Origin of the sequence: Microtetraspora sp. NBRC 13810 (assembly GCF_030268685.1) — a bacterium.
In the GTDB taxonomy this organism is placed as follows: Bacteria; Actinomycetota; Actinomycetes; order Streptosporangiales; family Streptosporangiaceae; genus BSRQ01.
Window position 1 is genome coordinate 155,163 of record NZ_BSRQ01000019.1, and the last position, 24,850, is coordinate 180,012.

Sequence of the window (24,850 nt, forward strand, 5' to 3'; positions counted from 1 at the left end):
ACGGCACAGACACTTGGCGGACAGGGGCACGCACACCCTCAGCGGCGGCGGAGGCGCTTGTCGGACAGGGGCGGGGGTGTGTGGTAGATGTCGTCCTGGTTGAGGTTGACGCCGGGTGGGACGATCTCGTCGATCCGGTCGAGGACGTCCCCGGTCAGTTCGACATCCGCGCCGGCCAGCAGGTCGGCCAGGTGCTCCGGGCGGCGCGGGCCGATGATGACCGACGTGACGGCGGGATGCGCCCGGACGAACGCGGTGGCCAGGTGCGTCAGCGGCATCCCCGCCTCGGCCGCCAGGTCCGACAACCGGTGCCGAGCCGGCGCAGGCTGGCCTCGACCGCCCGGACGATCCAGCGCGGCGAACCGCCCCGGTCGTTGGCGTCCGGCCCCATGGGGTGGAAGAACTTCGTCGCGAGGACGACGTCGTCCCGCCGCCCCTTGAGGGCCTTGCCGACGATCTCCTCCGACTCGCCCCCGGAGTACACGTCGGCGGTGTCGAGGAAGTTGACGCCGGCGTCCAGGGCCGTGTGGATCATGCGGATCGACTCGTCGTGGTCGGGGTTGCCCATGGCGCCGAACATCATCGTGCCGAGAGCGACCTCGCTGACCGATATACCTGTTCCGCCGAGGATTCTGCGCCTCATCGTGTCTCGCCCTTCTTCCAGCCGGTTGCTCCTTCCAGCCAACCGCCGTCCCGGAGCCCTCGGCGCGACGAGACGGGCACCGCCTTACCAGGGGTCCGGCACACCCCCGCGGAGGACCATGGCGTACGCGATCACCGACCTCCCCCTTGGCGGACCGGTCAACGGGGCACGGACGGGGGCGGGTGGTACTGTTTCCGACGCCAGCAGAGGACGTCCCTGGGGAGGTGAGACCCATTACCGCCAGATCAGGCTGGGTGCTCTCGCCTCACGACCCCTCCGCCCGCGCGACGTAGGCGGCCGGGAGAGCGCCCGTCGGCAGTTCCGAAAGGCGCCTTTCATGTCGGTTCCCTCGTCCGCTCTCTCCCTCCCCGCCATCGTCACCAGGCTCCGCGCCGCCGGCTGCGTCTTCGCCGAGGACGAGGCGGTACTCATCGTCTCCACCGCACGCACCCCGGCCGACCTCGCCGTCATGGTGGACCGCCGGGCACTCGGCCACCCTCTGGAACACGTCCTGGGCTGGGCGGACTTCTGCGGCCTCCGCATAGCCGTGGACCCCGGCGTGTTCGTCCCCCGCCGCCGCACCGAGTTCCTCGTCACCCAGGCCGCCGCCCTCCCCCACCCACCCACCACCAACCCCCCGGAAACCACTCCGCCCACCCCCGACCGGCCGGAGACCACCCCGCCTGCCGCCGACCGCCCGGAGACCGTCGTGCGTGCCGCCGACCGCCCGGAGACCACCCCGCCCAGCTCCGACCGGCCGGAGACCGTCGTCGTCGATCTGTGTTGTGGCACGGGTGCGCTGGGGGCGGCGCTCGCCGCGGCCCTCGGACCGGTCGAGTTGCACGCCGTCGACCTGGATCCCGCCGCGGTGCGGTGCGCCCGCCGCAACCTCGCCGCCGCCGGAGGCCGCGTCCACCGGGGCGACCTCTACGAACCGTTGCCCGCCTCGCTGAGGGGCCGGGTCGACTTCCTGGTCGCCAGCCCGCCGTACGTCCCCACCGAGGCGATCCGGCTGCTGCCCACCGAGGCCCGCATCCACGAGCCGCGGGTGGCGCTCGACGGCGGCGCCGACGGCCTCGACATCGTCCGCCGGGTGATCGCCGAGGCCGCCCACTGGCTGTCCCCCGGCGGCCACCTCCTCGTCGAGACCAGCGAGCACCAGGCCCCCCAGGCCGTGGAGACCCTCACCGCCCACGGCCTCCTCCCCCGCACCGCCACCTCGGAGGACCTCAACGCCACCGTCCTCATCGGCACCCGCGGGCGTTGATCGGTCCCAGGCTCCCAGGCGATTCCACCGTGCCGGCGGCTCTCTTCGGAACCTGGGCAGGGATTGCCCCCGTCCTCTCGGGGCAGGAGGGGCGGGCGGCCCGGCCTGCCGTCGCACGGCCGGGCCCCCGGTCGGAAGGGGACGTGGGATGGACTTCAGGGACGACGCCCAGCTCGACTCCTCACAGGTCGAGGACACGGGCGGCAGAGGCGGGTTTCCCGGCGGCGGGCTGGCCATCGGCGGCGGCATCACCGGGATCGTCGCGCTCATCGCCGCACTGCTGTTCGGATTCGACCCCGGCGCGATCACCGGCGGCGGCACCGGCGCCGGACAGCCGCAGCTCCAGCCGAACTCCGACCTGTCCGCCCAGTGCCGGACCGGTCAGGACGCCGACCAGTCGGAGAAGTGCCGCGTCGTCGGCGTGGTCAACAGCATCCAGGACTACTGGCGGGGCGCCTTCGCCGGCGACTCCTACCGGCCGGCCAAGACCGTGCTCTACTCCGGCGTGGTGCAGACCGGGTGCGGCACGGCGGACTCCTCGGTCGGCCCGTTCTACTGCCCGCGCGACCAGCGCGTCTACCTGGACCTGAGCTTCTTCGACCAGCTCAAGAGCCAGTTCGGCGCCGAGGGCGGCCCGTTCGCCCAGGCTTACGTGATCGCCCACGAGTACGGCCACCACGTGCAGAATCTCACCGGCACGATGAGCGAGGTCCAGGGCGACCGGAGCGGCGCGCAGAGCGGGTCCGTGCGGCTGGAGTTGCAGGCCGACTGTTACGCCGGGGTGTGGGCGAAGAACGCCGTGGACACCGGCTTCTACGCGAAGCCGTTCACCCGGTCCGACATCGAGGAGGCGCTGAGCGCCGCCGCGGCCGTCGGCGACGACCGGATCCAGGAGCGGTCGACCGGCCGGGTGAACCCGGAGGCGTTCACCCACGGCACTTCGGAACAGCGGGTGAAATGGTTCACCACCGGCTACGAGAGCGGCGAACCGCGGCGCTGCGACACCTTCTCCCAGGGCATCTGACCTGCGGAGGGCATTTCGGGAAGGCACGAACCCGGATTTCCCCATAAACTGCATAGGGTGATCTTCAAGATGGTCGGCGAAGGACGCCCTTATCCGGAACACGGTCTGTCGAGCAGGGAGTGGGCTCAGATCCCGCCCCGGCAGATCCGGCTGGACTCGCTGATCACGACCAAGGCCGTGCTCGACCTGCACTCGCTGCTGGCGAAGGACTCCACCTTCTACGGTGACCTGTTCCCGCACGTGGTCCAGTGGCAGGGCGAGCTGTATCTGGAGGACGGCCTGCACCGCGCCCTCCGGGCGGCCCTGCACCAGCGGTCCGTCCTGCACGCGCGCATCCTCGAACTCTCCGCCGAGGAGGAGCGCCCCTGACGGTCAGGGTGCGCGGAGACCGGCGAGCGTGCGGCGCCGGAGGTCGTGGTCCCAGCCCGCGAGTTCTTCGCGTGCGAAAAGCGAAACGATCCTCTGACGCGAGTACCGGAACCTGCCCGCCGACGCCGAGCTGGAAAAGCCGGACTGAAAAGCCTGACCGAGAAGCCAGGCCGAGAAGCCAGGCCGAGAAGCCAGGCCGAGAAGCCGGGCTGAAAAGGTCAGCCGTTGCAGCCGCAGCTGCAGCCTTTGGAGCAGGAACACGAGGACCCGTGTCCGCAGGTGCATCCGGCCATGATCGCCCTCCCTGGATAACCGGAGTTTGCCGAGCACACGTAACGTAACCCCCATTCATCTCGGCGTAAAGGAAAGAAATCCCTACCTCCGCCGTCAGCGGGCGTGCGCGCAGACGGCGCAGGTGTCGCCCGGCACCCGTTCGGAGCCCGCGGCCAGGATCTCGTGCTGGAGCCTGCGGGCGTCCGCCGAGGGCTCCAGGCCGAGCTCCTGGTCGAGGAGCTTGCGCAGGCTGTGGAAGGCCCGCAGCGCCTCGCCCCGGCGGCCCGAGCGGAAGAGCACGTCGATGAGCTGGGTGTGGTACCACTCGTTGAGCGGGCTGGCCGCGATGAGCGTGCGCAGCTCGGCGACCAGCTCCCGGTGGTTGCCGAGCAGCATGTCCGCCTCGACGCGCATTTCGATGGCCCTGGTGCGTAGTTCCTCCAGGTAGGTGAGGTGCCGGGAGAGCACGGGACCGGGTGTGACGTTGGCCAGCGCCCGCCCCCGCCACATGGCCAGGGCCTCCCGCAGGCCGCGCGCGGACTCCGCGACCATCCCGGCGCCGAACAGCTCGCGGCCCCGCTCCACGAGCTCGGCGAACCGCAGGGCGTCGAGCTGGGCCGGCTCCACCCGCAGCATGTAGCCGGTGGACTCGGTCACCAGCATGTCCGCCGCCGCGCTGGTGACCTCGTCGGCCGCGAGCGCGGAACGCAGGTTGTAGACATGGGTTCGGATGGCCCCCACCCCACCCCGGGCACGGTTCACGTCCCACAGCTCCTCGGCGAGCGTGTGGACGTCGACGACCTCGTTGGCTCGAAGCAGGAGTAAGGCCAGGACCTGTCGCGCCTTGGGACCCTTGGGCGAACGGGCCCCCGCCGCTGTCCGCACTTCGAGAGAACCCAGAACACCGAACTGGATCATCAAATCCCCATTTCTTCAGTTGTGCTGACAATCCAGAAAGCCGTTCAGCTCACCTCGGCAGGGTATGCGGCGCTCACCCGCCGTCCGGGCCATCACGCGGGGATAGGGATCCTAAGCAGCATGTCAATACGCCCTAAGAGACATCGCGCGTTTCCTTGGAGGCACGAATCCGGGTCGTTAGTTCTTCCCGAACTACTTCCTTACGGGAATGGGCGACACGCCGTCTCCGACTAGTCTGCCAGACGAAGATCCGGCCTGGACGCCAAATCATTTATGAAGTGAACGGAGTTCGGCATCGTGAAGAATTCTTTGCCCGTGCTGGTGGTCGGAGCCGGTCCCACGGGTCTCGCGCTCGCCACGGAGCTACGCAGGCAGGGCGTGGCCTGCCGGATCATCGACCTGGCGCGGGAGCGGCCGGCGAACCAGGCCAGGGCGGTGGCCCTGTGGCCCGGCGCCCTGGACGTGCTCGCCCGGCACGGCATCGCGGCCGAGGTGATCGACGCCGGCCTGCGGATGAGCGCCGCCCGCTACTGGTCAGGCGGCAGGAACGTCGCCACCGTACGGCTCGCCGAGATGCCGAACGGCATGCCGACCATGCTCGGCATCACCCAGCCGGCCGTCGAGGAGATCCAGGTCAAGCGGCTGCACGACCTCGGCGTGGACGTCGAGTGGCAGACCCGGCTGGACACGCTCAGCGACCTAGGCGACCGGGTCGAGGTACGGCTCACCGGGCCGGACGGCACGACCGAGGAGCTCGCGGCGAGCTGGGTGGTGGGCTGCGACGGCGCGCACAGCCGCGTCCGCGAGCTCACCGGCATCCCGTTCGGCGGGCAGACCTACACGCAGAGCTTCGTGCTCGGCGACGGCGACGTGGACAGCCCGGTGCCGCCCGGCGAGGCGCACTACCACCTGCACCCGAAGGGCGTGCTGGTGCTGGTCACGCTGCCCGGCGACGGCCTGCGGGTGTTCGCCGACGGGACCGGGGTCGGCTCGCCGGACACCGCGCCGACCCTGGAGGAGTTGCAGCGGCTCGCCGACGAGCGGGCGCCGTACAAGGTGACGATCCGGGATCTGCGGTGGAGCACGCGGTTCCTGGTGCACATGCGGCAGGCGGCGCGGTACCGGTCCGGGCGCTGCCTGCTGGCCGGGGACGCCGCGCACGTGCACAGCCCGGCCGGCGGCCAGGGCCTGAACACCGGCATCCAGGACGCGGCCAACGTGGGCTGGAAGCTCGCCCTCATCCACGACGGCGCCGACGCCGACGCCCTGCTGGCCGCCTACGAGGCGGAGCGCTCGCCGGTGGCCGCCTCGGTGCTGCGCGGCGCGCACCAGCAGACCCGGTTGTGGACCGTGCGCTCGCCGATCGGCCGGGTCCTGCGCGACACGCTGCTCGGCACGCTCGACCGGGCCGGCGTGATGGAGCGCCGCATCGTGCCCACACTGACCCAGGACGACCTGGACTACCGGCGCAGCCCGGCGGTGGGCGCGCGCGGCGGCCGTCGTGCGCTGGGCCCCCGTGGGCTGGCCGACACCGATCTCGTGCCGGTGGGCGAGGGGCCCCAGGTGCGCCTGAGCGCGCTGCTCGCCGACCCGCGGCACGTGCTGGTCGTCCTCGCGGACGCCGACGGCGCGAACGGCGCGGACGCCGTCCGGGTGCGGAACGTGCTGACCGCCGTCGCGCCGCTGGCCGACCGGCTGCGCCCGCTGGTGCTGCTCAGCGCCACCGAGCCGGACGCGGACGGCGAATGGGCCGGCCCGGACGCCTACCTGCTTCCTCCCGGGTACGCCCCTGCGGGCGCGCTGAACGGCAGCAGGCTCGTCCTGGTACGACCGGACGGATACGTCGCCGACGCCTCCGCCACGCTCGACCTGACCACCCTCACCGGGATGCCGAAGCCGCCACGCCGCGAGCCGGTGCCCATGGCGCCCGACTCGCCCGCCCAGGGCTGAACCGGGCGCCGGATCGGAGAAAGGCAGTCCCATGTGCTCCCCAGAGACGATCATGGCCGCGCTCGAAGGCTCCCCCGGCGCCGCCTGCGGCCACCCCCACGGCCCACCGCCCCCTGACACCGCCGCCCCCGGCTCCCTCGGCGGGGACGGAACAGCCGCCGCTCCCGGCTCCCCTGGCGGGGACGGAGCGGGTGCCGGTCCCGGGGGCCGGGACCGGGAGGAGCGGGGTGTCGGGCGGCGGCAGGCGTTGCGGGCGGCGCTCGCGGGCGTGGTGGGCGGCGGTCTGGGCGCGGCGGTGGCCTGGCTGCCCGCCCGCGCCGCCGGGGACCCGGCCGCCGCGCCGCCGGCCGCACCGCCCGCCGCCGCGGCCCGCACCGGGAAGGTCCTCGACCTCACCCACCCGCTCGGCCCCGACTTCCCGGTGTTCCAGCTTTACGTGCGCAGGCCGGTGCGACGGCAGGTGATGTTCGAGGACGTCGCCGGGTTCAACACCGCCGAGTGGACCTTCAACGAGCACACCGGCACCCACATGGACGTGCCCGCGCACTCCAGGGAGGGACTGCCGACCGTGGACCTGATCAGGGCCGAGGACCTCGTCGTCCCCCTGTGCGTGGTCCGCATCGCCGGACGGGCCGCCCGGGACAACATCACCGAGCTGACCGTGAAGGACCTCCGGGAGTGGGAGCGAAAGAACGGCCCCATCCCCGAGCGCGCCTTCGTCGCCAGCGACAGCGGATGGTACCGGCGCGTCTCCGACCCGGCCGCCTACCTCCAGTTCGACGCGCTCGCCCAGGTGATGCGGTTCCCCGGGATCAGCCCGGAGGCCGCGGACTTCCTGATCAACCAGCGGTCCGTCGTCGGCTTCGGCACCGACACGAGCAGCCTCGACGTGGGCACGAGGCGCGAGCCGCTGGTCCACCGGATGCTGCTGACCACCGGCCGGTACGGCATAGAGAACCTGGCCGCGCTGGACACCGTTCCGGACCGGGGCGCGACCCTCGTGGTGGGCGCCGCCAAGCTGCGCGGCGGCTACGGCGCCCCCGTCCGGGCACTCGCCCTCCTGTGACACCCCCCGAAGACCCCGCGGCCGGCGGCCCGACCCCACCGCCGGCCGCGGGGTCACCCCTTTCGCGGGGTCAGCCGGCGACCAGGACGGGGACGGTGACGACCTCCTCGCCCGCCGCGCCGTGCACCCGCACCGCGAACTCCCACACGCCGTTCATGGTGACCAGTTCGCCGGTGGCGAGGAAACGCCCGGCCTCCTGGCGACGGGCGGAGATCTCCGGGGTGGCGTGCCCCATCTGCGGCATCACGGTCGAGACCGTCACGGTGTCCGCCGATGCGGGGGCCACCTCGATGCCGACGGTGAGCGGCCGGGCGGCGGGCTCGCGCACCGTCACGGTGACCGAGTAGAGCCGGCCGGCGGCGCGTGCCTCCACGTCGCCGGAACCCCAGCCGCCGAGCGCGAAGACCAGGACCGCGACCGCTACGAGAATGCCGGCGATCATGAGCCGTTTCATGGCGTGACGTCCTCCCCGGCGACCGTGATGACGAACGGCACCGTTTCGATGTGGAAGTTCCTCGCGTACTGCACCCAGGCGAGATAGCGGCCCGGCTCCGGAAAGCTGAACGTGAACCGGAGCCGCGGCCCGTAGGCGGCGGCGCCCTCCTGCGGCGGCCGGACGTCCGGGCCGGCGTTCATCGAGCCGGACTCGTGCACGTGGCCGAGGAAGCCGCCCTCCCGGTCGCGCACGATCAGATGCCCGGCCATGCCGAGCCACGGCTGGATGCCGCCCTGCCCGGTGTCCAGCTCGACGGTGACCGGCCGCCCCGCCACCGGCCGGGCCGGCGTCAGCACCGGCGCCCCCGTGCCCGCCCCCGATTCGGCGGGCACGGCGGGTGCGGCGAGCGCGCCGGCCGCGGCGGTGACCGTGAACTCCGCCGAGACGAGCTGGGTGCCGGAGCCCTCACGCTCCACCTCGGCGTAGGCCAGGTAACGGCCGGGCCGGTCGGCGCGCAGCCGGGCCTCCAGCCGGCCCGGAGCGGTGCGCAACGGGTGGAGATGGCGGAAGAAGCCGCCGTCGTCACTGGTCACGACCAGGTGGGCGAGCGCCTGGTGGTAGAGGTTGAGGTCGTCGACCGGGCGGCCGGTGGAACCGTCGTGCAGGTCCAGGCGGAGGGTGAAGTCCTCGCCGGTCGCGGGCCGGTCCGGGATGGTGGCGACGCGCGCCAGGGCGTAGGGGCGGCCGGTCTGCGGGACGGGCGGGGCGGGCGCGGCCCCGTCGGGGACCGGCGGCGGCAGGGCGGGCGACAGCGCGGCCGAGGTCAGCGCCACGACGGCGAGCGTCGCCCCGCCGTACACGGCGAACGCGGAGGGGCGGCGGGACAGGCCGCCGGTGAGCAGCCCGCCGACGACGAGGATGCCGGCCGCGTACAGCCCGCCGTGGATGAGGAACTCCCACGGCGAGGCGGCCGAGACGAGCATCCGGAACGGCACGACGGAGACGTCGCCGCCGGCCCGCAGCTCCAGTTCGTGCGGCCCGGCCCGGGTGACCCGCAGGGTGGCGGGGTGGACGCCGGGGCGGTCCCGTTTCAACGTCACCGTGGCGCGCGAGGTGTGCCCGGTCTCCGTCGACCGGATCGCCAGGTGCACCGCCAGGTCGGGCACCGGGCGGTAGGCGACGACCTCCACGCGCAGGTCGGCCGGGACCTTGGCGGCGCTCCGCACCACCACCGTCAGCTCGGTCCCGGCGATCGTCTGGGTGAAACGCGCGTCGGCGCCGGCGCCGACCACGTCCCCCGCGGCCGGTGACGCCATCGTCGACACGGCGAGGAACAGCAGCAGGATGACCAGCCCGCGCATGATCACGACTGGGTCAGGTGAGGTAGCGCCGGAGGAAGGCGCGCTCGTCGGCGGTGAACCGGCGCGGACGCTCGGTCGCCAGGTCGATGGCCACCACGACCGACCGGGTCTCGACGAAGACGTCGTGGTCGTCCCGGATCTCGGCGGCCAGCTCACAGCGCACCATGCCGATCTTGGTGACCCAGGACTCGACCCGCACCGACCCGTGCCGGAACCGCAGCGGCCGGCGGTAGTTCACCTCGTGCCGGGCGATGGCGATGCCGAGCAGCGGGCTCTCCGGGCCGCCGTCGTCCTGGAACCTGCGCACGAACTCGAAGAACAGCGCGACCCGCGCGTCCTCCAGGTACTCCACGAAGCGCACGTTGTTCACGTGCCCGTGGGCGTCGATGTCGGCGAACCGCACCGGGCGGTGGAAGATGTGCCGCCCGGTCACCGGCTCCACCGGCCGCGGCTCCTGGATCGGCACGGTGGGCGTGGGTGTCGCGTACTGCTCGCCGGGGACCGTCGCCGACCGGAACCAGGTGTGGGTGGCGGCTTCGGTGACCATCTCGTGGATCGGGTTCTTCATCGCGTTCCTCACTACGGGTCGAGGGGTCGCCACAGACCGGTGGAGTCCGGCGGGTGGTCGATCGTGCGTTACGTGGTGCGGGATGAGCCGGCGCGCAACGGGATCGACGCGACGGCGGCCAGCAGCATGGCGGCGGCGCACGCGAGGAGCGCCGTGCCCATGCCGATCCGGGAGAAGTAGCCCGACGCCGCCCACAGCGCGGCGGCGAACAGGGGGCCGAGGACGAAGCCGGCGCCCCGCGCGACCTGCACGCGGGCCGCGGCCCTGGCGACCACACCGGCGGCGCCGTCGGCGCCGATGCGATCGACGGTCGTCACACCGGTCGTGCCCGTGGTGCCCGGGGTGGTGGTCGTGGTGGTCGTGTTGGTCTTGGTGGTCGGGTTGGTCATCGCGTGGAGGGCGAGGGCTTGGGCGGCGCCGCCGTACAGGCCCATGCCGGCGCCGGTCAGGAGGAGCCGGAGGCCGAGTTCGCCGGCCGACCAGTCCGGGGTGAGCGGCATGGTGAGCAGCGCCCCGGCCGCCGCGACGAGCGCCCCGGCGACCATCACGGGGAACGGCCCGCGCCGGTCCGCCAGCCGCCCGCCGGCCACCCCCGCCGCCACCATGGCGACGGGCAGCGCGCCCAGGGCGAGCCCCAGCGCGGGCAGCGCGCTCTGCTGCATCTCACCGTGGAACATGAAGAACGGGTACAACGCCAGCATCGCCCCGTCGGCGGTGGCCAGCGCCACCAGCACCGCCAGCCCGAGCACCGGCCGCACGCCACCACCGGGCCCGGCGGGTACCCTGCCGCCGATCCCGGCGGGCGAGCCGACCGCGGTTCCGGGGGTGAGGGACCGGGCGGCCAGGAAGGCGAAGACCGCCACCAGGGGCAGGAGGACCAGCAGCAGGCCGCGCCAGCCGACCGCGGGCAGCAGGCCGCCACCCGCGGCGGCCCCGGCGAGCGCGCCCAGCGAGCCGACCACCGCGGTGACGCTCAGCGCGGTGACCGGGCGGACGGCCCGCAGCGCCAGCACCGGCACCAGTACGGCCAGCAGCCCGGCGAACCCGCCCTGCGCCACCCGGCCCGCCAGCAGCACGAAGATCCCCGGAGCCAGCCCGCACAGCACCGTGCTCGCCGCGAACCCGGCCGCCCCGAGCAGCATCGCCCGGCGCGGCCCCGTCCGTGCCACCCAGCGGGCGGCGAACGGCGCGGCGACGACGGCCGCCAGCCCGTAGCCGAGCACCACCCACCGGCTCACGGCGGGCTGGACGGCCAGGTCGCGTTCGACCGCGGGCAGTGCCGGGTTCGTCACGCTCATCGCGAGCAGCGCGGTGAACGCGGTCAGCGCGGCGGCGGTCACCGCGCCCCTCGGCGGGCGGGAGGCCGCGCCGGTGGACGCCGGCGGCGCCGGGCTCAGGGTGCTGGTCATGACGCCGGGTAGGGGGTGAGCTCGACGGCCGCGTCCGCGAGTGGCGCCGGGTACGGGCTGAGTTCCACGGTCGCGTCCGCGAGCCGCTTGCCGTACTGGTGCAGGCCCAGCTCGACGGTGACCCGCCCGCCGTCGCGCCCGGTCACCTCCGCGGACGTCGTGAGCGGGGCGCCGAACTCGCCGAAACCGGCGAACGTGGTCGAACAGGCCGTCACCGCCGCCACCGGCGAGGGCAGCGCCCCGGCCCTGGTCGCGGTGACGATCGCCGCCTGCCGGAAGCCTTCGACGATGAAGGGACCGGGCACGTGGTCGTAGGCGTGGTCGAAGTAGGACGGATGGGAGGTGTCGATGACGTACTGGAAGCCGTCCGCCGCCTCGCCGATGACGACGTTGCGGTGGTCCATCCGGCCGACCAGCAGCGGGTCCAGCCGCGGCGGGGCCGGCGCCGGGTCGGCGGGCGGCTTGGTGGACTGCTGGTAGGTGCGCAGCACCTGGTAGTCGTCGGCGTTGAAGAAGACCACGTCGCCGGTGAGCGTCATGGCCGTGCTCCCGCCGATGGTCAGCTCGCCGTGCAGGGTCATGTCGCCGAAGCCCGCGCCCTTGCGGCCCTTGTCGGTGACCCGGTAACGCAGCACGCCCTGGAGCGGAGTCCGCTCGTCGTCCCGGTAGGCGTTCAGGTCCTCGATCCTGAACGCCCAGCGCAGCAGGCTGAACGGCAGCCCGACCGGCACGTCGAAGTAGCGGTGCAGCACGACGAAGGACCCCTGCCGGGCCGCCTCCGCCGTGGAGAAGGTGTCGTGGAAGCGGGACCTGCGGTCGTACCACAGGCTGTGCGCGCGCGGGAGCTGCACGGCGACGAGGTATTCGCCGTCGGGGCCCGGCGTGGAGTCGGTGACGAACACCTCCCCGACCGCCTGGCGGTGGGCGATGGCGCGCGGCACGGTGTGCTCGAAGCCGAGCCGCTCGCCGACGAGCGCGGATCCGACACGTTCGGACATCAACTCAGGACTCCTTGGGTGATTCGTCGCCAGATGGTCTCGAGTACCTCGTCCTGGGCGCCGCCCAGGTAGAAGTGGCCGCCGGGGAAGCTCCGCCAGGCGAAGTCCGCGCTGGTGTACCGGCTCCAGCCGCTCAGTTCCCCGACCGCGACGTTGGGGTCGTCCACCCCGCCGAGCGCGGTGATCGGGCAGGGCAGCGGCGGCCCGGGACGGAAGGCGTAGGCGATGGCGAGTTCCAGGTCGGCCCGCAGGATCGGGGCGAAGTGCCGCACCATGTCGGGCGAGCGGCGCACCGAGTCGGGCACACCGTTGTAGATGCGGTCGACGGCCTCCATCAGTTCCATATCGCCGTCGGGCAGGGTGAGGGGGTAGGGGGTCAGCGGCACGGCGCGGGCCGACACCACCAGGTGCGCGGGCGGCTCACCGGCCCGGTTCATCGCCCGTGCCACCTCGTAGGCGAGCAGGCCGCCCAGGCTGTGCCCGAAGAGCACGACCGGCGGGCGTACCTCCTCCAGCACCGCCTCGGTGACCTGGGCCACCAGCGGCGCCCACTCCCGGGCGAACGGCTCCCCGGCGCGGGCCGCCCGGCCGGGCAGCGTCACCCCCCAGACCTCGATGTCCGGGGCCAGGCCGGCGGTCCAGCCGCGGAACATCGCGGGGGTGCCGCCGGAGTGCGGGAAGCAGACCAGCCGGGTGGCCGCGCCCCACTGCTCGCCGAGCCTGCTCAGCGCGGTCGATGTGCGTAAGGTCATCTATCCTCCTGCCACGGCGGTGCGGATGCGCATGTCGGCCTCCGGTTCGGTCCATCCGGTCTCGGCGGCGGCGACGGCGGCGGCCAGGTCGGTCGCCGTGCCGCCGGTGAGGAGTCCCAGCAGCGCCTGGAGCGGCACGGTGACGCCGAGTTCGCTCTCCACCTGGTTCTTCAGTTCCACGATCACCAGGGAGTCGAGGGCGAAGTCGCGCAGCGGCCGGTCGGCGGGCACCTGGTCCAGGTCGTCGACGTTCAGCGCCGCCGCGATGTGCTGCCGCACGTAGAGGGCCAGCGTCTCGATCCTCGCCGGGTCGGGCCGCCGGGGCCCGGCCTGGACAGCCGTGGCGGGCACCGGGACCGCGGTGATCGAGACGGCGGGCACGGACGCGGGAGGCACAGAGCCGGCGGACCCGGACCCGGCGGACCCGGGCGCGGGGGGCACGGACGCGGGGGCCGCCGGGGCGGCGGGCAGCCAGTGCCGGGTGTGCTGCCAGGGGTGGCCGGGCAGGTCCACCCGCCCGGCCGGGGTGCCGAGGACGGCCGCCCAGTCGATCTCCAGGCCCGCCTGGTAGACGTCGCCCACCGCGCGGGACAGGCCCGCGGCGGCGGACCGGTTGCGGCGCGGCCCGGCGACCGCCAGGTGCCGCACCCCCGCCGTCTCCAGCGTCTCGCCGATGTCCCGCAGCAGCACGGGGTGCGGGCCGATCTCCAGGAAGAGCGTGACGCCGGTCCGCGCGACGGCCTCGATCGCGGGCGCGAAGAGCACCGCCTCGCGCAGGTTCCGCGCCCAGTGCCCGCCGTCCAGCCGGTCCGCGCCGATCCGGGTCCCGGTCACGGTGGAGAACAGCGGCACCTCGCCGGTCACCGGGGTGATCCCGGCGGCCTCCTCCGCGAGCCGGTCGGCGTAGCCGTTCAGCAGCGGGCTGTGGAAGCCGTACTCCACCGGGAGCCTGCTGGTGCGCGCGCCCAGCCGTTCGGCGGCCTCGATGACCCGCTCCACCGCCTCCCTGCGGCCGGACACCACCGTGGACCGCGGGCCGTTGACCGCGCCGACGCCGACCTCGGGCTCCCCGGCGATCAGCGGCCCGACCTCGGTGACCGGCAGCCCGATACTGCACATGGCGCCCTTGCGCGCGCCCGCCTCGGTCAGCCTGGCCCGGGTCAGCAGCAGCCGGAAGGTCTGCTCCCTGGTCAGCATCCCGGCCGCCCGCGCCGCGGTGACCTCGCCCATGCTGTGACCGGTCACCGCGTACGGCGTGACGCCCCACGACCGCCACAGCGCGGCCAGGCCGAGCTGGAACGCGGCGATGCAGACCTGCGCCACCTCGGTCTCGTTCAGCCTGCCCTCGGGCGCGGTCATCTCCTCGACGATCGACCAGCCCGCCAGGTCGCGGACGACGGCGTCGCAGGCCAGCACCTCCGCGCGCCACACGGGCTCGCTCGCCAGCGGTTCCACGCCCATGCCGGCCCACTGCGAGCCCTGGCCGCCGAAGACGAACGCCACCCGGGGCGGCCGGGGCGGCGCCTGGCGGACCGCCGCCGGGCCGGTCCTGGCGAGCTTGCCGGCGAGTTCCGCCGGGGTCTCCGCGGTGAGGCAGAGCCGGTGCGTCAGGTGGGTGCGCCGGGTCGCCGCCGCCGCGCAGATCCGCGCCGCCTCGGCCGGCTCGCGGTCGGCGAGCAGGGCGGCGTAGGACCGGGTGAGCGCGGTGAGTGCCGCCGTGCCACGCGCGGACAGCGGAAGCACCAGCGTGCCGGGCGCCTCCTCGGCGGGGGTCACGGCCGGGGTCTCGGCGAGAGGCTCGGCGGGGGTCACAGCGGGGGGCTCGGCGGGGGCCGCCTCCAGGATGGCGTGCACGTTCGCGCCGCCGAAGCCGAACGAGCTGACCGCGGCCAGCGGCGGGACGTCCCCGGCGGGCAGCGGGGCGAGCCCGGTCGGCAGGTGCAGCCGGGAACCGGAGAGGTCGATCTCCGGGTTCAGGTCGCGCAGGTGCAACGTCGGCGGAACCTGGCGGTGTTCGAGCACCAGCATCGCCTTGATCAGCCCGGTGATGCCGGCCGCCGCCTCCTGGTGGCCGAAGTTGCTCTTGACCGAGCCGACCGCGCACGGCCGCTCGCCCTCGCCGTAGACCTCGCGCAGCGCCTCCATCTCGATCGGGTCGCCGAGCGGGGTTCCGGTGCCGTGCGCCTCCACGTAACCGATCTGCGCCGGGTCCGCCGAGGCGTCGGCGAGCGCCTTGCGCAGCAGGTCCGCCTGCGCCCGGGGATTCGGCGCCGTGAGACCGTTGGTGCTGCCGTCGTGGTTGGCCGCCGTACCCCGGATGAGCCCCCTGGGCCGCCCGCCGCGCACCAGCTCGGGCGCCAGCGACTCACGGGTGAGGACCAGCAGGCCGCAGCCCTCCGCGCGGATGATCCCGTCGGCCGCCGCGTCGAAGGAACGGCACCGGCCGCCCGGGGCGATCGGCAGCACCTTCTCGGTGACCAGGGTGGACAGCGGGGAGAGCAGCAGGTTCACCCCGCCGGCCAGCGCGATGTCGCAGTCGCCCTGCCGAAGCGCCCGGACCGCCAGGTGCACGGCCATCAGGGAGGAGGAGCACGCGGTGTCCACGGCCAGGCTGGGGCCGCGCAGGTCGAGCAGGTAGGACAGCCGGTTGGCGAGCACGCTGTGCGCGCCGCCCGGAGCCGTGTACGTGTTGATCATGGAGGGGGCGGAGAACTGCATGCTGAGGTAGTCGCTGCCGTACACGCCGAGGAACACGCCGGTGCCGCGTCGCTGGAGCTCGGCCAGCGGGAGTCCGGCGTCCTCGATCGCCTCCCAGGCCACTTCCAGGACCAGCCGCTGCTGGGGATCCATCCTGGCGGCCTCCCCGGCGGAGATGCCGAAGAAGTCCGCGTCGAAGCCGTCGACCCGGCTCAGCAGGCCGGCCCAGCGACCGTTCACGGACCGCTCGGCGGGCGGCGGGCGGTGCCCGTCCACGGTGTCCACCATCGGCGTGGCGGCGTCCACGCCGTCGCGCAGCAGGGACCAGTAGGAGTCGAGGTCGGTGACGTCGCCGGGGAGCCGGACTCCGGCGCCGAGCACGGCGACCGGCTCCCGCCGCGCCCGCTCGGCCGAGGCCAGCCTGGCCCGGGTGTCGCGCAGCTGGAGCAGTGCCCGTTCGAGCAGCGCACGCTGGTCGGTCATGCTTCCATCTCCCGGTGCATATCGAGTTCCTCGGACAGCAGGGCGGCCAGGTCGGCGTCCTCGATCTCGCCGAGGTCGCCGTCCACCCGCCCGAGAACGGCGTCGTCCGCCTCGGGGACCCGCGCGGGGGCGGCGTCGGCCGGGCCCAGGCGGTCGAGCAGCCCTTCGGCGAGCGCCTCCACGGTGGGGAAGGTGTAGACGACGGTCGCCGACAGCCGCAGGTCCAGGCCCGTTTCCAGCCGGGTGCGCAGTTCCATCGCCATCAGCGAGTCGAAGCCCAGTTCCTGGAGCGGCACGGAGGTGTCCAGCTCGGCTGCGGGCCTGCCCAGCACGGCGGCGGCCTGTTCGAGCAGGAACGCGCGGAGCACGTCCAGCCGCTCGGGCGGGGACTGGGCCGCCCGTACCGCGTCCCGCACCGCGCCCCGGACGCCGCCCGCCGTACCCGGGCCGGCCGCCGAACCCGGCGCGGCGACGAAGCCGCGCAGCAGACGGGTGAGCATCGGCCCGAGTCCGGCCCGGCCGAACTCGGCCCAGTCGAAGGCGGCGGCGGCCAGGTGCGGCTCGCCGCTGTGCAGGGCCTCCTCCAGCAGGTCCACCGCGACGGCGGGGTCCAGCGGGGGCATGCCGCGCGCGGCGAGACGGTCCGCGCCGCCGCCGGTGACCGCGAGGCCGGAGCCGGTCCAGGTGCCCCAGTCGATGCTCTGGGCGGGCAGTCCGCGCGCGGCACGGGTCACCGCCAGGGCGTCGAGGAAGGTGTTCGCCGCCGCGTAGGCCCCCTGGCCCGGCGAGCCGAAGAGCCCGGCCAGCGAGGAGAACAGGACGAAGTGTTCGATGGGCAGGTCCGCGGTGAGCCTGTGCAGGTGCCACGCGCCGGCGGCCTTGCCGATGAGGGCCCTGCGCAGGACGTCCTCGCCGAGGGTGGCGATCGTCGCGTCCTCCAGCACCCCGGCCAGGTGGAACACCCCGGCGAGGCCGGGCGAACCGGCGATCACCTCGGCGAGCCGCGCCGGGTCGGCCACGTCGGCCTGCTCGGCGCGCACCCGCACGCCGGCCGCGCGCAGCTCGCCCACCGCCCGGAGCGCCTCCGGCCCGGGGGCGCCGCGGCCGAGCAGGACGAGCCGGCGGGCGCCCTTGCCCACCAGCCAGCGCGCCACGTGCAGGCCGAGCGCGCCGTACCCGCCGGTGATCAGGTATTCGCCGTCGGGCCTGATCGGCGCGGTGGCGCCGCCGCCCGGCACGGTGCCGAGCCGCGGTTCGAGCAGGACGCCGTCGCGCACCATGAACTGGCCCTGCGCCTCGCCGTCCAGCACGCCTTCGAGGACGGCCAGGTCGCCGGGTCCCGCGTCGATGAGCGAGCACGCCAGTTCGGGGTGCTCGTTGGCGATCACCCTGCCGAGCCCCTGCACGACCGTGCCCGCCTCCGCGCGTTCCGCGTGGGTGAGCAGCCACAGCCGGGGCGGGTCGCCCTGCCAGGCGTGCCCGGCCATCGCGCGGGCCAGCCCGAGGGCGTCGGCCGCGTGCCGGTACAGCAGGTCGGCGCCGGGCTCGCCGGCCGCCGTCGCGCGCGCGTCCAGGACGCCGTACAGGCCGCCGGGCAGCGCCGCCGCCTCCGCGAGCACCTTCGCGTACCCGTCGCCCAGCGACCGCTCGTCCGCGGTCCCGGCCGCCCCGCTCACGGCCACCAGGTACGGCCGGCCGGCCGCGGCGAACCGCGCCGCCAGCGCCCGCCCGAACCCGCCCGCACCGCTGAGCACTCCGCCGGGAGCGGCTCCGTTGGGAGAGGCCCCATTGGGAGAGGCCCCGTTGGGAGAGGTGCCGTTGGGAGAGGTACCGGCGGCGGCGGTGTGGTCGGCGGGGAGGCGGTCGGCGAGGATCAGCCAGGCGCCGCGTGGCTCGCGGGAGGCGGTCGCCGTCTCCCGGCCCGCGGCGGGCTCCCAGCGGACGGCGTACAGCCTGCCCTGCTCGGCCGGTCGGCGGCCGAGGAGTTCGATGCGCAGGGAGCGGATCGACCAGACGCGGTCGCCCGCCTCGTCGAGGACGGTGACGTCGGCGGTCAGCTCCCGGGGGGTGGCCGTGCGGACGACGGCGTGGCACCAGCCCTCGCGCAGGGCCGACGCGTCCTGGTGCACCCACACCTGCCCGGCCCCGGCGGGGAGCGGCAGCACGCCGCCGCCCACCCGGTCGCCGGCCGCGGCGGCCACGGCGTGGAAGCACGCGTCCAGCAGCGCCGGGTGGAGCGGCGCGCAGTCCTTGTCCAGCCCTTCGGGCAGCCGCATCCTGGCCAGCGCCTCGTCGGCGCCCGCCCGCAGGTCGGCCAGCCCGCGGAAGCGCGGGCCGTAACGCAGGCCCACGCGGTCCAGCCGCTCGTAGAGATCGCCGGGCGGCACCGGCGGCGCGAGCCGCCCGCCCAGCTCGTCCGGCGACGGGTACGGCTCGGCCGGCCCGCCGTCCTCGACCACGACGCCACGCGCGTGCACCACCGGGCCGCTCCCCGTGTCGGAGGTGATCAGAAAGTCGGAACGTCCCCGCTCCGCGGGTCGCAGGGCGAGTTGCAGGTCGGGCCGGTTCCCGCCGACCGGGCTCGGCCGTTCGAAGACGACGTCCCGCAGCGCGACGTGACCGCCCTCCGGGACCGTCTGGGCCGCGGCCTCGGCGGCGGCGGCCAGCCAGTAGGCGCCGGGTACCAGCGGCACGTCGTCCACGACGTGGTCGGCCAGCTCCGGCGCGCTGTCCAGGTCGCCGGGCAGCGGCCACAGCCGCAGGTCGGGCTCGGCGCCCACCCGCACCCTTCGGCCGAGCAGCCCGCCCCGCCACGGAGTACCGGCCGGCGCGACCCCGTCACCCGTGGCGGGGGCCTCGGCGGTCAGCAGCGGGAAGTGCCGATGGGCCCAGCCGTGCGGGGGCAGGTCCAGGTGCGCGGCGCGCGGGTGCAGGACCGCCCAGTCCACGGCCGCGCCCCGGGTGTACAGCTCGCCGAGCGCGTGCAGCAGCCCGCGCGTCTCGTCCTCGTCACGGCGTACCGACGAGACCACCGTGACCGTACGGCCCAGGTGGTCGGCGAGTTCGGCGACCGAGCGGGTGAGCACCGGGTGCGGAGCCATCTCGACGAAGGTGTCGTGCCCCTCGTCGAGGAGACGCTCCAGGGTCGGCGAGAACAGCACCGGCTCCCGGACGTTGCGCTCCCAGTAGGCCGGGCCGAGTTCGGTGCCCTCGACCGGCTCGCCGGTCACCGTCGAGTACAGCATGGTGGTGGCCGGGCGTGGCTCGATGCCCTCCAGCGCGGCCTTCAGCCTGGGCTGCAACGGCTCGACCTCGGGGCTGTGCGCGGCGAAGTCCACCGCGATCCGCCGGGCGAACACCCCGCGCTCCTCCAGCCCGGCGACCACCTCGTCCAGGGCGCCGGGCGTCCCGGACAGCACCGTGGCGCGCGGCCCGTTGACCGCGGCGACGGACAGCTCGTGCTCCCTGCCGGCGATCGCCTTGACCGCCTCCTCCGCCTCCAGCTCGACGAGGGCCAGCCCGCCGCGTCCGGAGATCTCGGTGAGGAGCCGGCTCCGCTCGGACACCAGGCGGGCCGCGTCGTCCAGCGACAGGGCGCCCGCGACGTGCGCCGCCGCGATCTCCCCCATGCTGTGCCCGATCACCGCGGCCGGTTCGACGCCCCACGCCCGCCAGGCGTGCGCCAGCGCCACCTGGTAGGCGAACAGCGCGGGCTGCACGTGCGCGGTGCCCTCGGCCACCAGGCCGTCCGCGTCGCTCCACAGCCGGCGGCCCACCCAGCGGGAGATCGCGTCGTCGCAGCGGCGGATCGCCTCCCGGAACGCCGGGAGCGCGGCGGCGAGGCTCCGGCCCATGCCCTGCCACTGGGCGCCCTGACCGGGGAACACCAGGGTGGGACGCTGGGCGCGGCGGCCGGCGGCGTGCGGCCCGGACAGGCCGGGCAGGCGCCGCCCCTCGGCGAGCGCGTCCATCGCCGTGGCCAGTTCCCCGGCGTCGGCGACGACCGCGGCGGCCCGGAACCTGTCGTGGTCGCCGCGCCGCGCCGCCGCGGCTGCGGCCCTCGGCAACCAGGACGGGTCGGCGGCGTTGCGCCGGGCGGCCTCCGCCCAGCCGCGCGCCCTGCGCAGCAGCGCGGCCTCGGTCCTCGCGGACAGCGGGAACAGGTGGACGCCGGACCCGCGCGTCTCCTCCGGCGTCCGCGTCTCCCGCGCCTGCGGCTTCGGTGCCTGCGGCTTCGGCGCCTCGGTGAGCACGACGTGCGCGTTGGTGCCGCCGAACCCGAAGGAGCTGACCCCGGCCACGGAGGGCGTGCCGGCGCGGTCCGGCCAGGAGCCCGCGGTGTCCTGTACGACGATGGGCAGCCGGTCCAGGCCGAGCAGCGGGTTGGGCTTCTCGAAGTGCACGGTCGGCGGCAGCTCGCCGTGGTGCAGCGCGAGCGCCGTCTTGATCAGCCCGGCCACGCCGGCCGCCGCCTCGGTGTGCCCGATGTTCGTCTTCGCCGAGCCCACGCGCAGCGGCCGGTCCTTGGCCCGGCCCCGGCCGAGCACCGAGGACAGCGCCCCGACCTCGATCGGGTCGCCCACCGCGGTGCCGGTGCCGTGCGCCTCGACGTAGTCCACGTCGGCCGGGTCGATGCCCGCCGCCGCGTACGCCGCGCGCAGCACCGCCTCCTGCGCCGGGCGGTTCGGCGCCGCGAGGCCGTTGGTGCGCCCGTCCTGGTTGACCGCGCCGCCCCTGATCACCGCGTAGATCCGGTCGCCGTCGGCGAGCGCCTTGTGCAGCGGCCGGAGCACCACGATGCCGGCGCCCTCGCTGCGCACGTAGCCGTTGGCCCGGTGGTCGAACGCCTTGCACCGGCCGTCCGGGGCCATCAGCCTGCCCTGGCTGAAGCTGAGCGCGATCCGCGGGCTGGTGATCACGTTCACCCCGCCGGCGAGGGCGAGGTCGGCCTCGCCGTTCCGCAGCGCCTGGCAGGCCAGGTGCACGGCGACCAGCGAGGACGAGCACGCCGTGTCGGTGATCATGCTCGGGCCGTGCAGGTTGAGGCAGTAGGACAGCCGGTTGGCGATCACGCTGAGCGCCGAGCCGGTGCCGTCGTACGCCTCCGCCGCGCCGCCGGAGCCGAGCAGCCCGGCGCCGTGGTCGAAGGTGGAGGCGCCCACATAGACGCCGGTGAGCGAGCCGGACAGGGAGCCGGGGGCGACGCCCGCGTCCTCCAGCGCCTCCCAGGCCACCTCCAGGACGATCCGCTGCTGCGGGTCCATCCGGGCGGCCTCCCGGGTGGAGATGCCGAAGAAGTCGGCGTCGAAGCCCTCGATGTCGTCGAGGAAGCCGCCCCACCGGGTGTTCATCCTGCCCGGCGTGCTCGGGTCGGGGTCGTACAGCGCGGCGCCGTCCCACCGGCCGGCCGGGATCTCGCCCACCGCGTCCACGCCGCCGCGCAGCACGTCCCAGTAGCCCCTGACGCCCGCGCCGCCGGGCAGCCGGCAGCCGATGCCGACGATCGCGATCGCGGTGCCCGCGGACGTCTCGGGTTCCGCCGTGGCCGCCGGAGCCTCCTCCGGCTCGCCGAGCCCGGCGACGTGCCGGGCGGCGTCCGCGATCGTCGGGTAGTCGTAGGCGAAGGTAGGGGACACGGTCACCCCGGCCCAGCCCTCCAGGTCGCCGGACAGCTCGACCGCCTGCATGGACGACAGGCCGAGCTGGGTGAAGGGCGCGTCCGGCGAGATACGGCCCGGATCGGTGCCGAGCATGTCGGCGATCCGGCCGATCAGCCAGCCGGCCACCCGCTCCTCGCCGCCGCCCATCGGGCCGCTCATCGGGCCGCTCATCGGGCCGCTCCGGCCTCGGCGACGGCCACGACGGCCAGCTCGCCCGACTCCCACGCGGCCTTGCACGCGCGGCGCTGCAACTTGCCGCTGGAGGTCTTCGGCACCGAGCCGGCCGCGACCAGGATCACCTCGTCCGGCTGTACGGCGTGCGCCGACGCGATCGCCGTCCGCACCGCCCGGCGGATGTCCTCCAGTTCCTCCGCCTCGTGCACCGGCTTGATCTCGGCGACCACCACGAGCCGTTCCGCGCCCGCCTTCTCCGCGCCGAACGCGATGCTGCACCCGCGTCTGACGAGCGGATGGGCCGCCTCGGCCACCGCCTCGACGTCCTGCGGGTAGTGGTTGCGCCCGGCCACGATGATCAGGTCCTTCAGCCGGCCGACCACGAAGAGCTCCTTGCCGTCCAGCACGCCGAGGTCGCCGGTCCGCAGGAAGGGTCCCTCGCCGGTGTCCGCGATCCGCGCGCCGAACGTGCGCTCGGTCTCCTCCGGCCGCTCCCAGTAGCCGTCGGCCACGTCGGGTCCGGCGACCCAGATCTCCCCGACGGTGCCCGGGGGCGCCGCCAGGAAGGTCTCCGGATCGACGATCTCCAGCCGGCGGTGCACCCGCGGCTCGCCCGATCCGACGATCCGGTGGTCGCCGCCGGTGACGAGGCGGCCGTCGTTGAGCGCGGTCAGATCGACGTCGAGGGTGGCCGGGCCGGCGTCGATCCACGACCCGGTGGCCATCAGCGTGACCTCGGCGAGGCCGTAGCAGGGGAACAGCACCCCGTCGCCCAGCCCGTGCGGGCGGTACGCCTCGGTGAACGCCTCAAGGGTGGCCGCCCGGACCGGCTCCGCGCCGTTGAAGGCGATCCGCAGGCTGCTCAGGTCCAGCCCCTCCCGGTCCTGCGGCGGGACCCGGCGCACGGACAGCTCGTAGGCGAAGTTCGGCCCGCCGGACACCGTGGCCCGGTACTTGCTGATCGCGCGCAGCCAGCGGGCCGGACGCTGGATGAACGCCGGCGGCGGCATGACCACGACCTGGCAGCCCGCGTACAGACCGGCCAGCACGTTGCCGATCAGCCCCATGTCGTGGAAGAGCGGCAGCCAGGTCACGATCACCGACTCCCGGCTGAACTCCCCGACCTGGTACAGCAGCTCCTCCTGGTGCATCAGGGCCCGGTGGGTGACCATCACGCCCTTGGGCAGCGAGGTGGAACCCGAGGTGTACTGGAGGAAGGAGACGTCCTCCGGCTTCACCTTCGCGGGGTCGAAGCCCTCGGCGGCCCGCTCCTCCGCCTCGCCGGCCGACCGTGGATCGATCCACGGCAGCCCGCCCAGCTCGGGGGCGCCGTCCAGCAGGAAGGCGCGGTACTCGTCCGGCACGGCGGCGATCACCACGGTGGGCGCGCAGTCGCGGACGATCGCGCTCAGCGTGTCCGTGCCCTGACGGCCGCCGAACGGCAGCGGCGGGTAGACCGGGACCGCGACGAGTCCCGCGTACTGACAGGAGAGGAAGCCGCGGATGAAGTCGTCCGCGTCCGGGGCCAGGATCAGGGCCCGGTCCCCCGGCGCCGTGTGCCCGGCGAGCAGGGCGGCGAGGGCGCGCACCTTGCGTTCGAGCTCGGCGAAGGTGAGCGCGTGGGTTTCCCGCTCACCGTCGGGGAGAAAACGATAGGCGACGTCCGGGCCGCTTTCCAGTGCTCGCAGTGCGATCAGCTCGGTAAGCGTCGAAGTTTTCGGGATTGTCTGCACCATTACCCGCCTTCGGTCGACTGGATAAATAGCCGGCGCAGCCGACGAATCGGCAATCTATACAGCCGTTCCGAATACCGGCAAGCGGGAAAACGTTCACTTTGAGACCGGGGGAAACAGTACGTCAAGTCGGCGTGATTGGCGCGTGATCCGGCTTTGATCGAGCCCTGACAGCAGGCTGACCAGGCTGTGCCATGGTGAACCGGGATTATCCAGAACGGAGGCACCGGCAATGATCAAAGCGGTCTGGACGGATTTCGGCGGCGTGCTCACGCCGCCGGTCGCCCACACGTTCGCGGCATTCTGCACGAAGACCGGGTTGCAGCCCGAGCCGCTGCTCGCCGCGGTCCTGGAGGTGACCGCCAGGTACGGCACCGACGACATCATGTTGCCCCTGGACACCCCCCTCGTGACCGAGGACGAGTGGATCCGGCAGATCGCCGAGGTGCTGTCGGGGATCACCGGGGCCGAGGTGGAGATGGTGAGCCTGGCCGACACCTGGTTCGACGGCCGGGAGACCAACCACCTGTGGCTGGAGGAGCTGCACCGGCTGCGTGACCTGGGGCTCTTCGTCGGGATGCTGTCCAACATGCCGCCCGCCTGGGACGCGCACTGGCGGCGCATGGTCCCCCCGGAGGGCGTCTTCGCCGACGTGGTCAGCTCGGCCGAGGTCGGTCACCGCAAACCGGACCGGAAGATCTTCGAGCTCGCCGCGGCCAGGGCCGGCGTGCTCCCGCACGAGTGCGTCCTGGTGGACGACCTCGCCAAGAACTGCGCCGGCGCCGAGGCCGCGGGCTGGCAGGCCGTGCACTTCACCGACACCCCGCTGGCCATCAAGCAGCTGAGCGCCCTGCTGACCGCCGCCTAGGAGTCCCGGTCGCCGTAGATGACGTCCTCCTGGGCGAACCTGCGCAGCGCGCCGAAGATGGCGTCGCCCAGGGGCGTCCAGACCACGGCGGTCTCCAGGAGGGCGTCGGAGTCGCTCTGCCGCACCAGGAGGTCGAGCTCGGCCTCGGCCACCTGGCGGGCGGCCTGGGAGTAGACCTCCAGCAGTTTGAGCTGGTCGGTC

At 74.1% G+C, this 24,850-nt stretch carries 19 protein-coding genes; 6 read left to right on the forward strand and 13 right to left on the reverse strand.

Going from position 1 to position 24,850, the window contains the following annotated elements; all coding sequences use genetic code 11:
- Positions 1-38: 38 nt before the first annotated feature.
- Entirely contained in the window at positions 39-278 is a 240-nt protein-coding gene (locus QSK26_RS31275; RefSeq protein ID WP_285778891.1) for an aldo/keto reductase, read from the reverse strand.
- Positions 269-643: an aldo/keto reductase gene (locus tag QSK26_RS31280; RefSeq protein ID WP_285778892.1), complete on the reverse strand. Its 375-nt coding sequence runs from the start codon at positions 641-643 to the stop codon at positions 269-271. The genes QSK26_RS31275 and QSK26_RS31280 overlap by 10 nt, the downstream gene beginning before the upstream one ends.
- Before the next feature lie 337 nt (positions 644-980).
- Between QSK26_RS31280 and QSK26_RS31285 the strand changes: the two genes are divergently transcribed.
- The 3 genes from QSK26_RS31285 (at position 981) to QSK26_RS31295 (ending at position 3,303) form a co-directional block, all read left to right on the forward strand.
- Complete coding sequence (locus QSK26_RS31285) at positions 981-1,910, forward strand: putative protein N(5)-glutamine methyltransferase (RefSeq protein WP_285778893.1); 930 nt, start codon at positions 981-983, stop codon at positions 1,908-1,910.
- Positions 1,911-2,058: 148 nt separating this feature from the next.
- A complete protein-coding gene (gene ypfJ / locus QSK26_RS31290) occupies positions 2,059-2,934 on the forward strand; it encodes a KPN_02809 family neutral zinc metallopeptidase (RefSeq protein ID WP_285778894.1) in 876 nt (291 codons plus the stop codon).
- Between the two features lie 57 nt (positions 2,935-2,991).
- Entirely contained in the window at positions 2,992-3,303 is a 312-nt protein-coding gene (locus tag QSK26_RS31295) for a type II toxin-antitoxin system VapB family antitoxin (protein WP_285778895.1), read from the forward strand.
- Between the two features lie 387 nt (positions 3,304-3,690).
- On the opposite strand, the gene QSK26_RS31300 is transcribed toward QSK26_RS31295, so the two are convergent.
- Entirely contained in the window at positions 3,691-4,494 is an 804-nt protein-coding gene (locus tag QSK26_RS31300) for an AfsR/SARP family transcriptional regulator (protein ID WP_285778896.1), read from the reverse strand.
- Positions 4,495-4,791: 297 nt separating this feature from the next.
- On the opposite strand from QSK26_RS31300, the gene QSK26_RS31305 reads away from it, so the two are divergent.
- The gene (locus QSK26_RS31305; RefSeq protein ID WP_285778897.1) at positions 4,792-6,444 is read left to right on the forward strand and encodes an FAD-dependent oxidoreductase; all 1,653 of its coding nucleotides are present in this window, start codon (positions 4,792-4,794) and stop codon (positions 6,442-6,444) included.
- A 31-nt stretch (positions 6,445-6,475) separates the two neighbouring features.
- Positions 6,476-7,510, forward strand: coding sequence for a cyclase family protein (locus QSK26_RS31310; RefSeq protein ID WP_285778898.1), 1,035 nt, complete (start codon positions 6,476-6,478; stop codon positions 7,508-7,510).
- Positions 7,511-7,580: 70 nt separating this feature from the next.
- On the opposite strand, the gene QSK26_RS31315 is transcribed toward QSK26_RS31310, so the two are convergent.
- The 9 genes from QSK26_RS31315 to QSK26_RS31355 form a co-directional block, all read right to left on the reverse strand.
- On the reverse strand, positions 7,581-7,964 hold the full coding sequence (locus tag QSK26_RS31315; RefSeq protein WP_285778899.1) for a hypothetical protein: 384 nt from the start codon (positions 7,962-7,964) through the stop codon (positions 7,581-7,583).
- Positions 7,961-9,307, reverse strand: coding sequence for a DUF8832 domain-containing protein (locus tag QSK26_RS31320; protein WP_285778900.1), 1,347 nt, complete (start codon positions 9,305-9,307; stop codon positions 7,961-7,963). The genes QSK26_RS31315 and QSK26_RS31320 overlap by 4 nt, the downstream gene beginning before the upstream one ends.
- Positions 9,308-9,320: 13 nt before the next feature.
- On the reverse strand, positions 9,321-9,875 hold the full coding sequence (locus tag QSK26_RS31325; RefSeq protein ID WP_285778901.1) for an acyl-CoA thioesterase: 555 nt from the start codon (positions 9,873-9,875) through the stop codon (positions 9,321-9,323).
- Between the two features lie 68 nt (positions 9,876-9,943).
- Positions 9,944-11,284, reverse strand: a complete 1,341-nt coding sequence (locus QSK26_RS31330) for an MFS transporter (protein ID WP_285778902.1) — start codon at positions 11,282-11,284, stop codon at positions 9,944-9,946.
- Positions 11,281-12,282 carry an AfsA-related hotdog domain-containing protein gene (locus QSK26_RS31335; RefSeq protein WP_285778903.1) on the reverse strand — a complete coding sequence of 334 codons (1,002 nt, stop codon included), beginning with the start codon at positions 12,280-12,282 and terminating at the stop codon, positions 11,281-11,283. The genes QSK26_RS31330 and QSK26_RS31335 overlap by 4 nt, the downstream gene beginning before the upstream one ends.
- On the reverse strand, positions 12,282-13,034 hold the full coding sequence (locus QSK26_RS31340; protein ID WP_285778904.1) for a thioesterase II family protein: 753 nt from the start codon (positions 13,032-13,034) through the stop codon (positions 12,282-12,284). The genes QSK26_RS31335 and QSK26_RS31340 overlap by 1 nt, the downstream gene beginning before the upstream one ends.
- Positions 13,035-16,214, reverse strand: coding sequence for a type I polyketide synthase (locus QSK26_RS31345; protein ID WP_285778905.1), 3,180 nt, complete (start codon positions 16,212-16,214; stop codon positions 13,035-13,037).
- A complete protein-coding gene (locus QSK26_RS31350; protein WP_285778906.1) occupies positions 16,211-22,033 on the reverse strand; it encodes a type I polyketide synthase in 5,823 nt (1,940 codons plus the stop codon). The genes QSK26_RS31345 and QSK26_RS31350 overlap by 4 nt, the downstream gene beginning before the upstream one ends.
- An 8-nt stretch (positions 22,034-22,041) precedes the next feature.
- Positions 22,042-23,784 carry a fatty acyl-AMP ligase gene (locus QSK26_RS31355; protein ID WP_285778907.1) on the reverse strand — a complete coding sequence of 581 codons (1,743 nt, stop codon included), beginning with the start codon at positions 23,782-23,784 and terminating at the stop codon, positions 22,042-22,044.
- Between the two features lie 229 nt (positions 23,785-24,013).
- On the opposite strand from QSK26_RS31355, the gene QSK26_RS31360 reads away from it, so the two are divergent.
- The gene (locus tag QSK26_RS31360; RefSeq protein WP_285778908.1) at positions 24,014-24,649 is read left to right on the forward strand and encodes an HAD family hydrolase; all 636 of its coding nucleotides are present in this window, start codon (positions 24,014-24,016) and stop codon (positions 24,647-24,649) included.
- Here QSK26_RS31360 and QSK26_RS31365 read toward each other — a convergent pair.
- Positions 24,646-24,850 (reverse strand): hypothetical protein (locus QSK26_RS31365; RefSeq protein ID WP_502888762.1); only part of this gene is annotated, 205 nt, incomplete at its 5' end. The genes QSK26_RS31360 and QSK26_RS31365 overlap by 4 nt on opposite strands.

Coding starts and splice junctions, on each gene's coding strand:
- QSK26_RS31315 (WP_285778899.1), bottom strand. CDS start 7,964: ATGAAACGGCTCATGATCGCCGGCATTCTCGTAGCGGTCGCGGTCCTG.
- QSK26_RS31285 (WP_285778893.1), top strand. CDS start 981: ATGTCGGTTCCCTCGTCCGCTCTCTCCCTCCCCGCCATCGTCACCAGG.
- QSK26_RS31320 (WP_285778900.1), bottom strand. CDS start 9,307: ATGCGCGGGCTGGTCATCCTGCTGCTGTTCCTCGCCGTGTCGACGATG.
- ypfJ (WP_285778894.1), top strand. CDS start 2,059: ATGGACTTCAGGGACGACGCCCAGCTCGACTCCTCACAGGTCGAGGAC.
- QSK26_RS31360 (WP_285778908.1), top strand. CDS start 24,014: ATGATCAAAGCGGTCTGGACGGATTTCGGCGGCGTGCTCACGCCGCCG.
- QSK26_RS31345 (WP_285778905.1), bottom strand. CDS start 16,214: ATGACCGACCAGCGTGCGCTGCTCGAACGGGCACTGCTCCAGCTGCGC.
- QSK26_RS31355 (WP_285778907.1), bottom strand. CDS start 23,784: ATGGTGCAGACAATCCCGAAAACTTCGACGCTTACCGAGCTGATCGCA.
- QSK26_RS31300 (WP_285778896.1), bottom strand. CDS start 4,494: ATGATCCAGTTCGGTGTTCTGGGTTCTCTCGAAGTGCGGACAGCGGCG.
- QSK26_RS31330 (WP_285778902.1), bottom strand. CDS start 11,284: ATGACCAGCACCCTGAGCCCGGCGCCGCCGGCGTCCACCGGCGCGGCC.
- QSK26_RS31340 (WP_285778904.1), bottom strand. CDS start 13,034: ATGACCTTACGCACATCGACCGCGCTGAGCAGGCTCGGCGAGCAGTGG.
- QSK26_RS31350 (WP_285778906.1), bottom strand. CDS start 22,033: ATGAGCGGCCCGATGGGCGGCGGCGAGGAGCGGGTGGCCGGCTGGCTG.
- QSK26_RS31325 (WP_285778901.1), bottom strand. CDS start 9,875: ATGAAGAACCCGATCCACGAGATGGTCACCGAAGCCGCCACCCACACC.
- QSK26_RS31310 (WP_285778898.1), top strand. CDS start 6,476: ATGTGCTCCCCAGAGACGATCATGGCCGCGCTCGAAGGCTCCCCCGGC.
- QSK26_RS31280 (WP_285778892.1), bottom strand. CDS start 643: ATGAGGCGCAGAATCCTCGGCGGAACAGGTATATCGGTCAGCGAGGTC.
- QSK26_RS31275 (WP_285778891.1), bottom strand. CDS start 278: ATGCCGCTGACGCACCTGGCCACCGCGTTCGTCCGGGCGCATCCCGCC.
- QSK26_RS31335 (WP_285778903.1), bottom strand. CDS start 12,282: ATGTCCGAACGTGTCGGATCCGCGCTCGTCGGCGAGCGGCTCGGCTTC.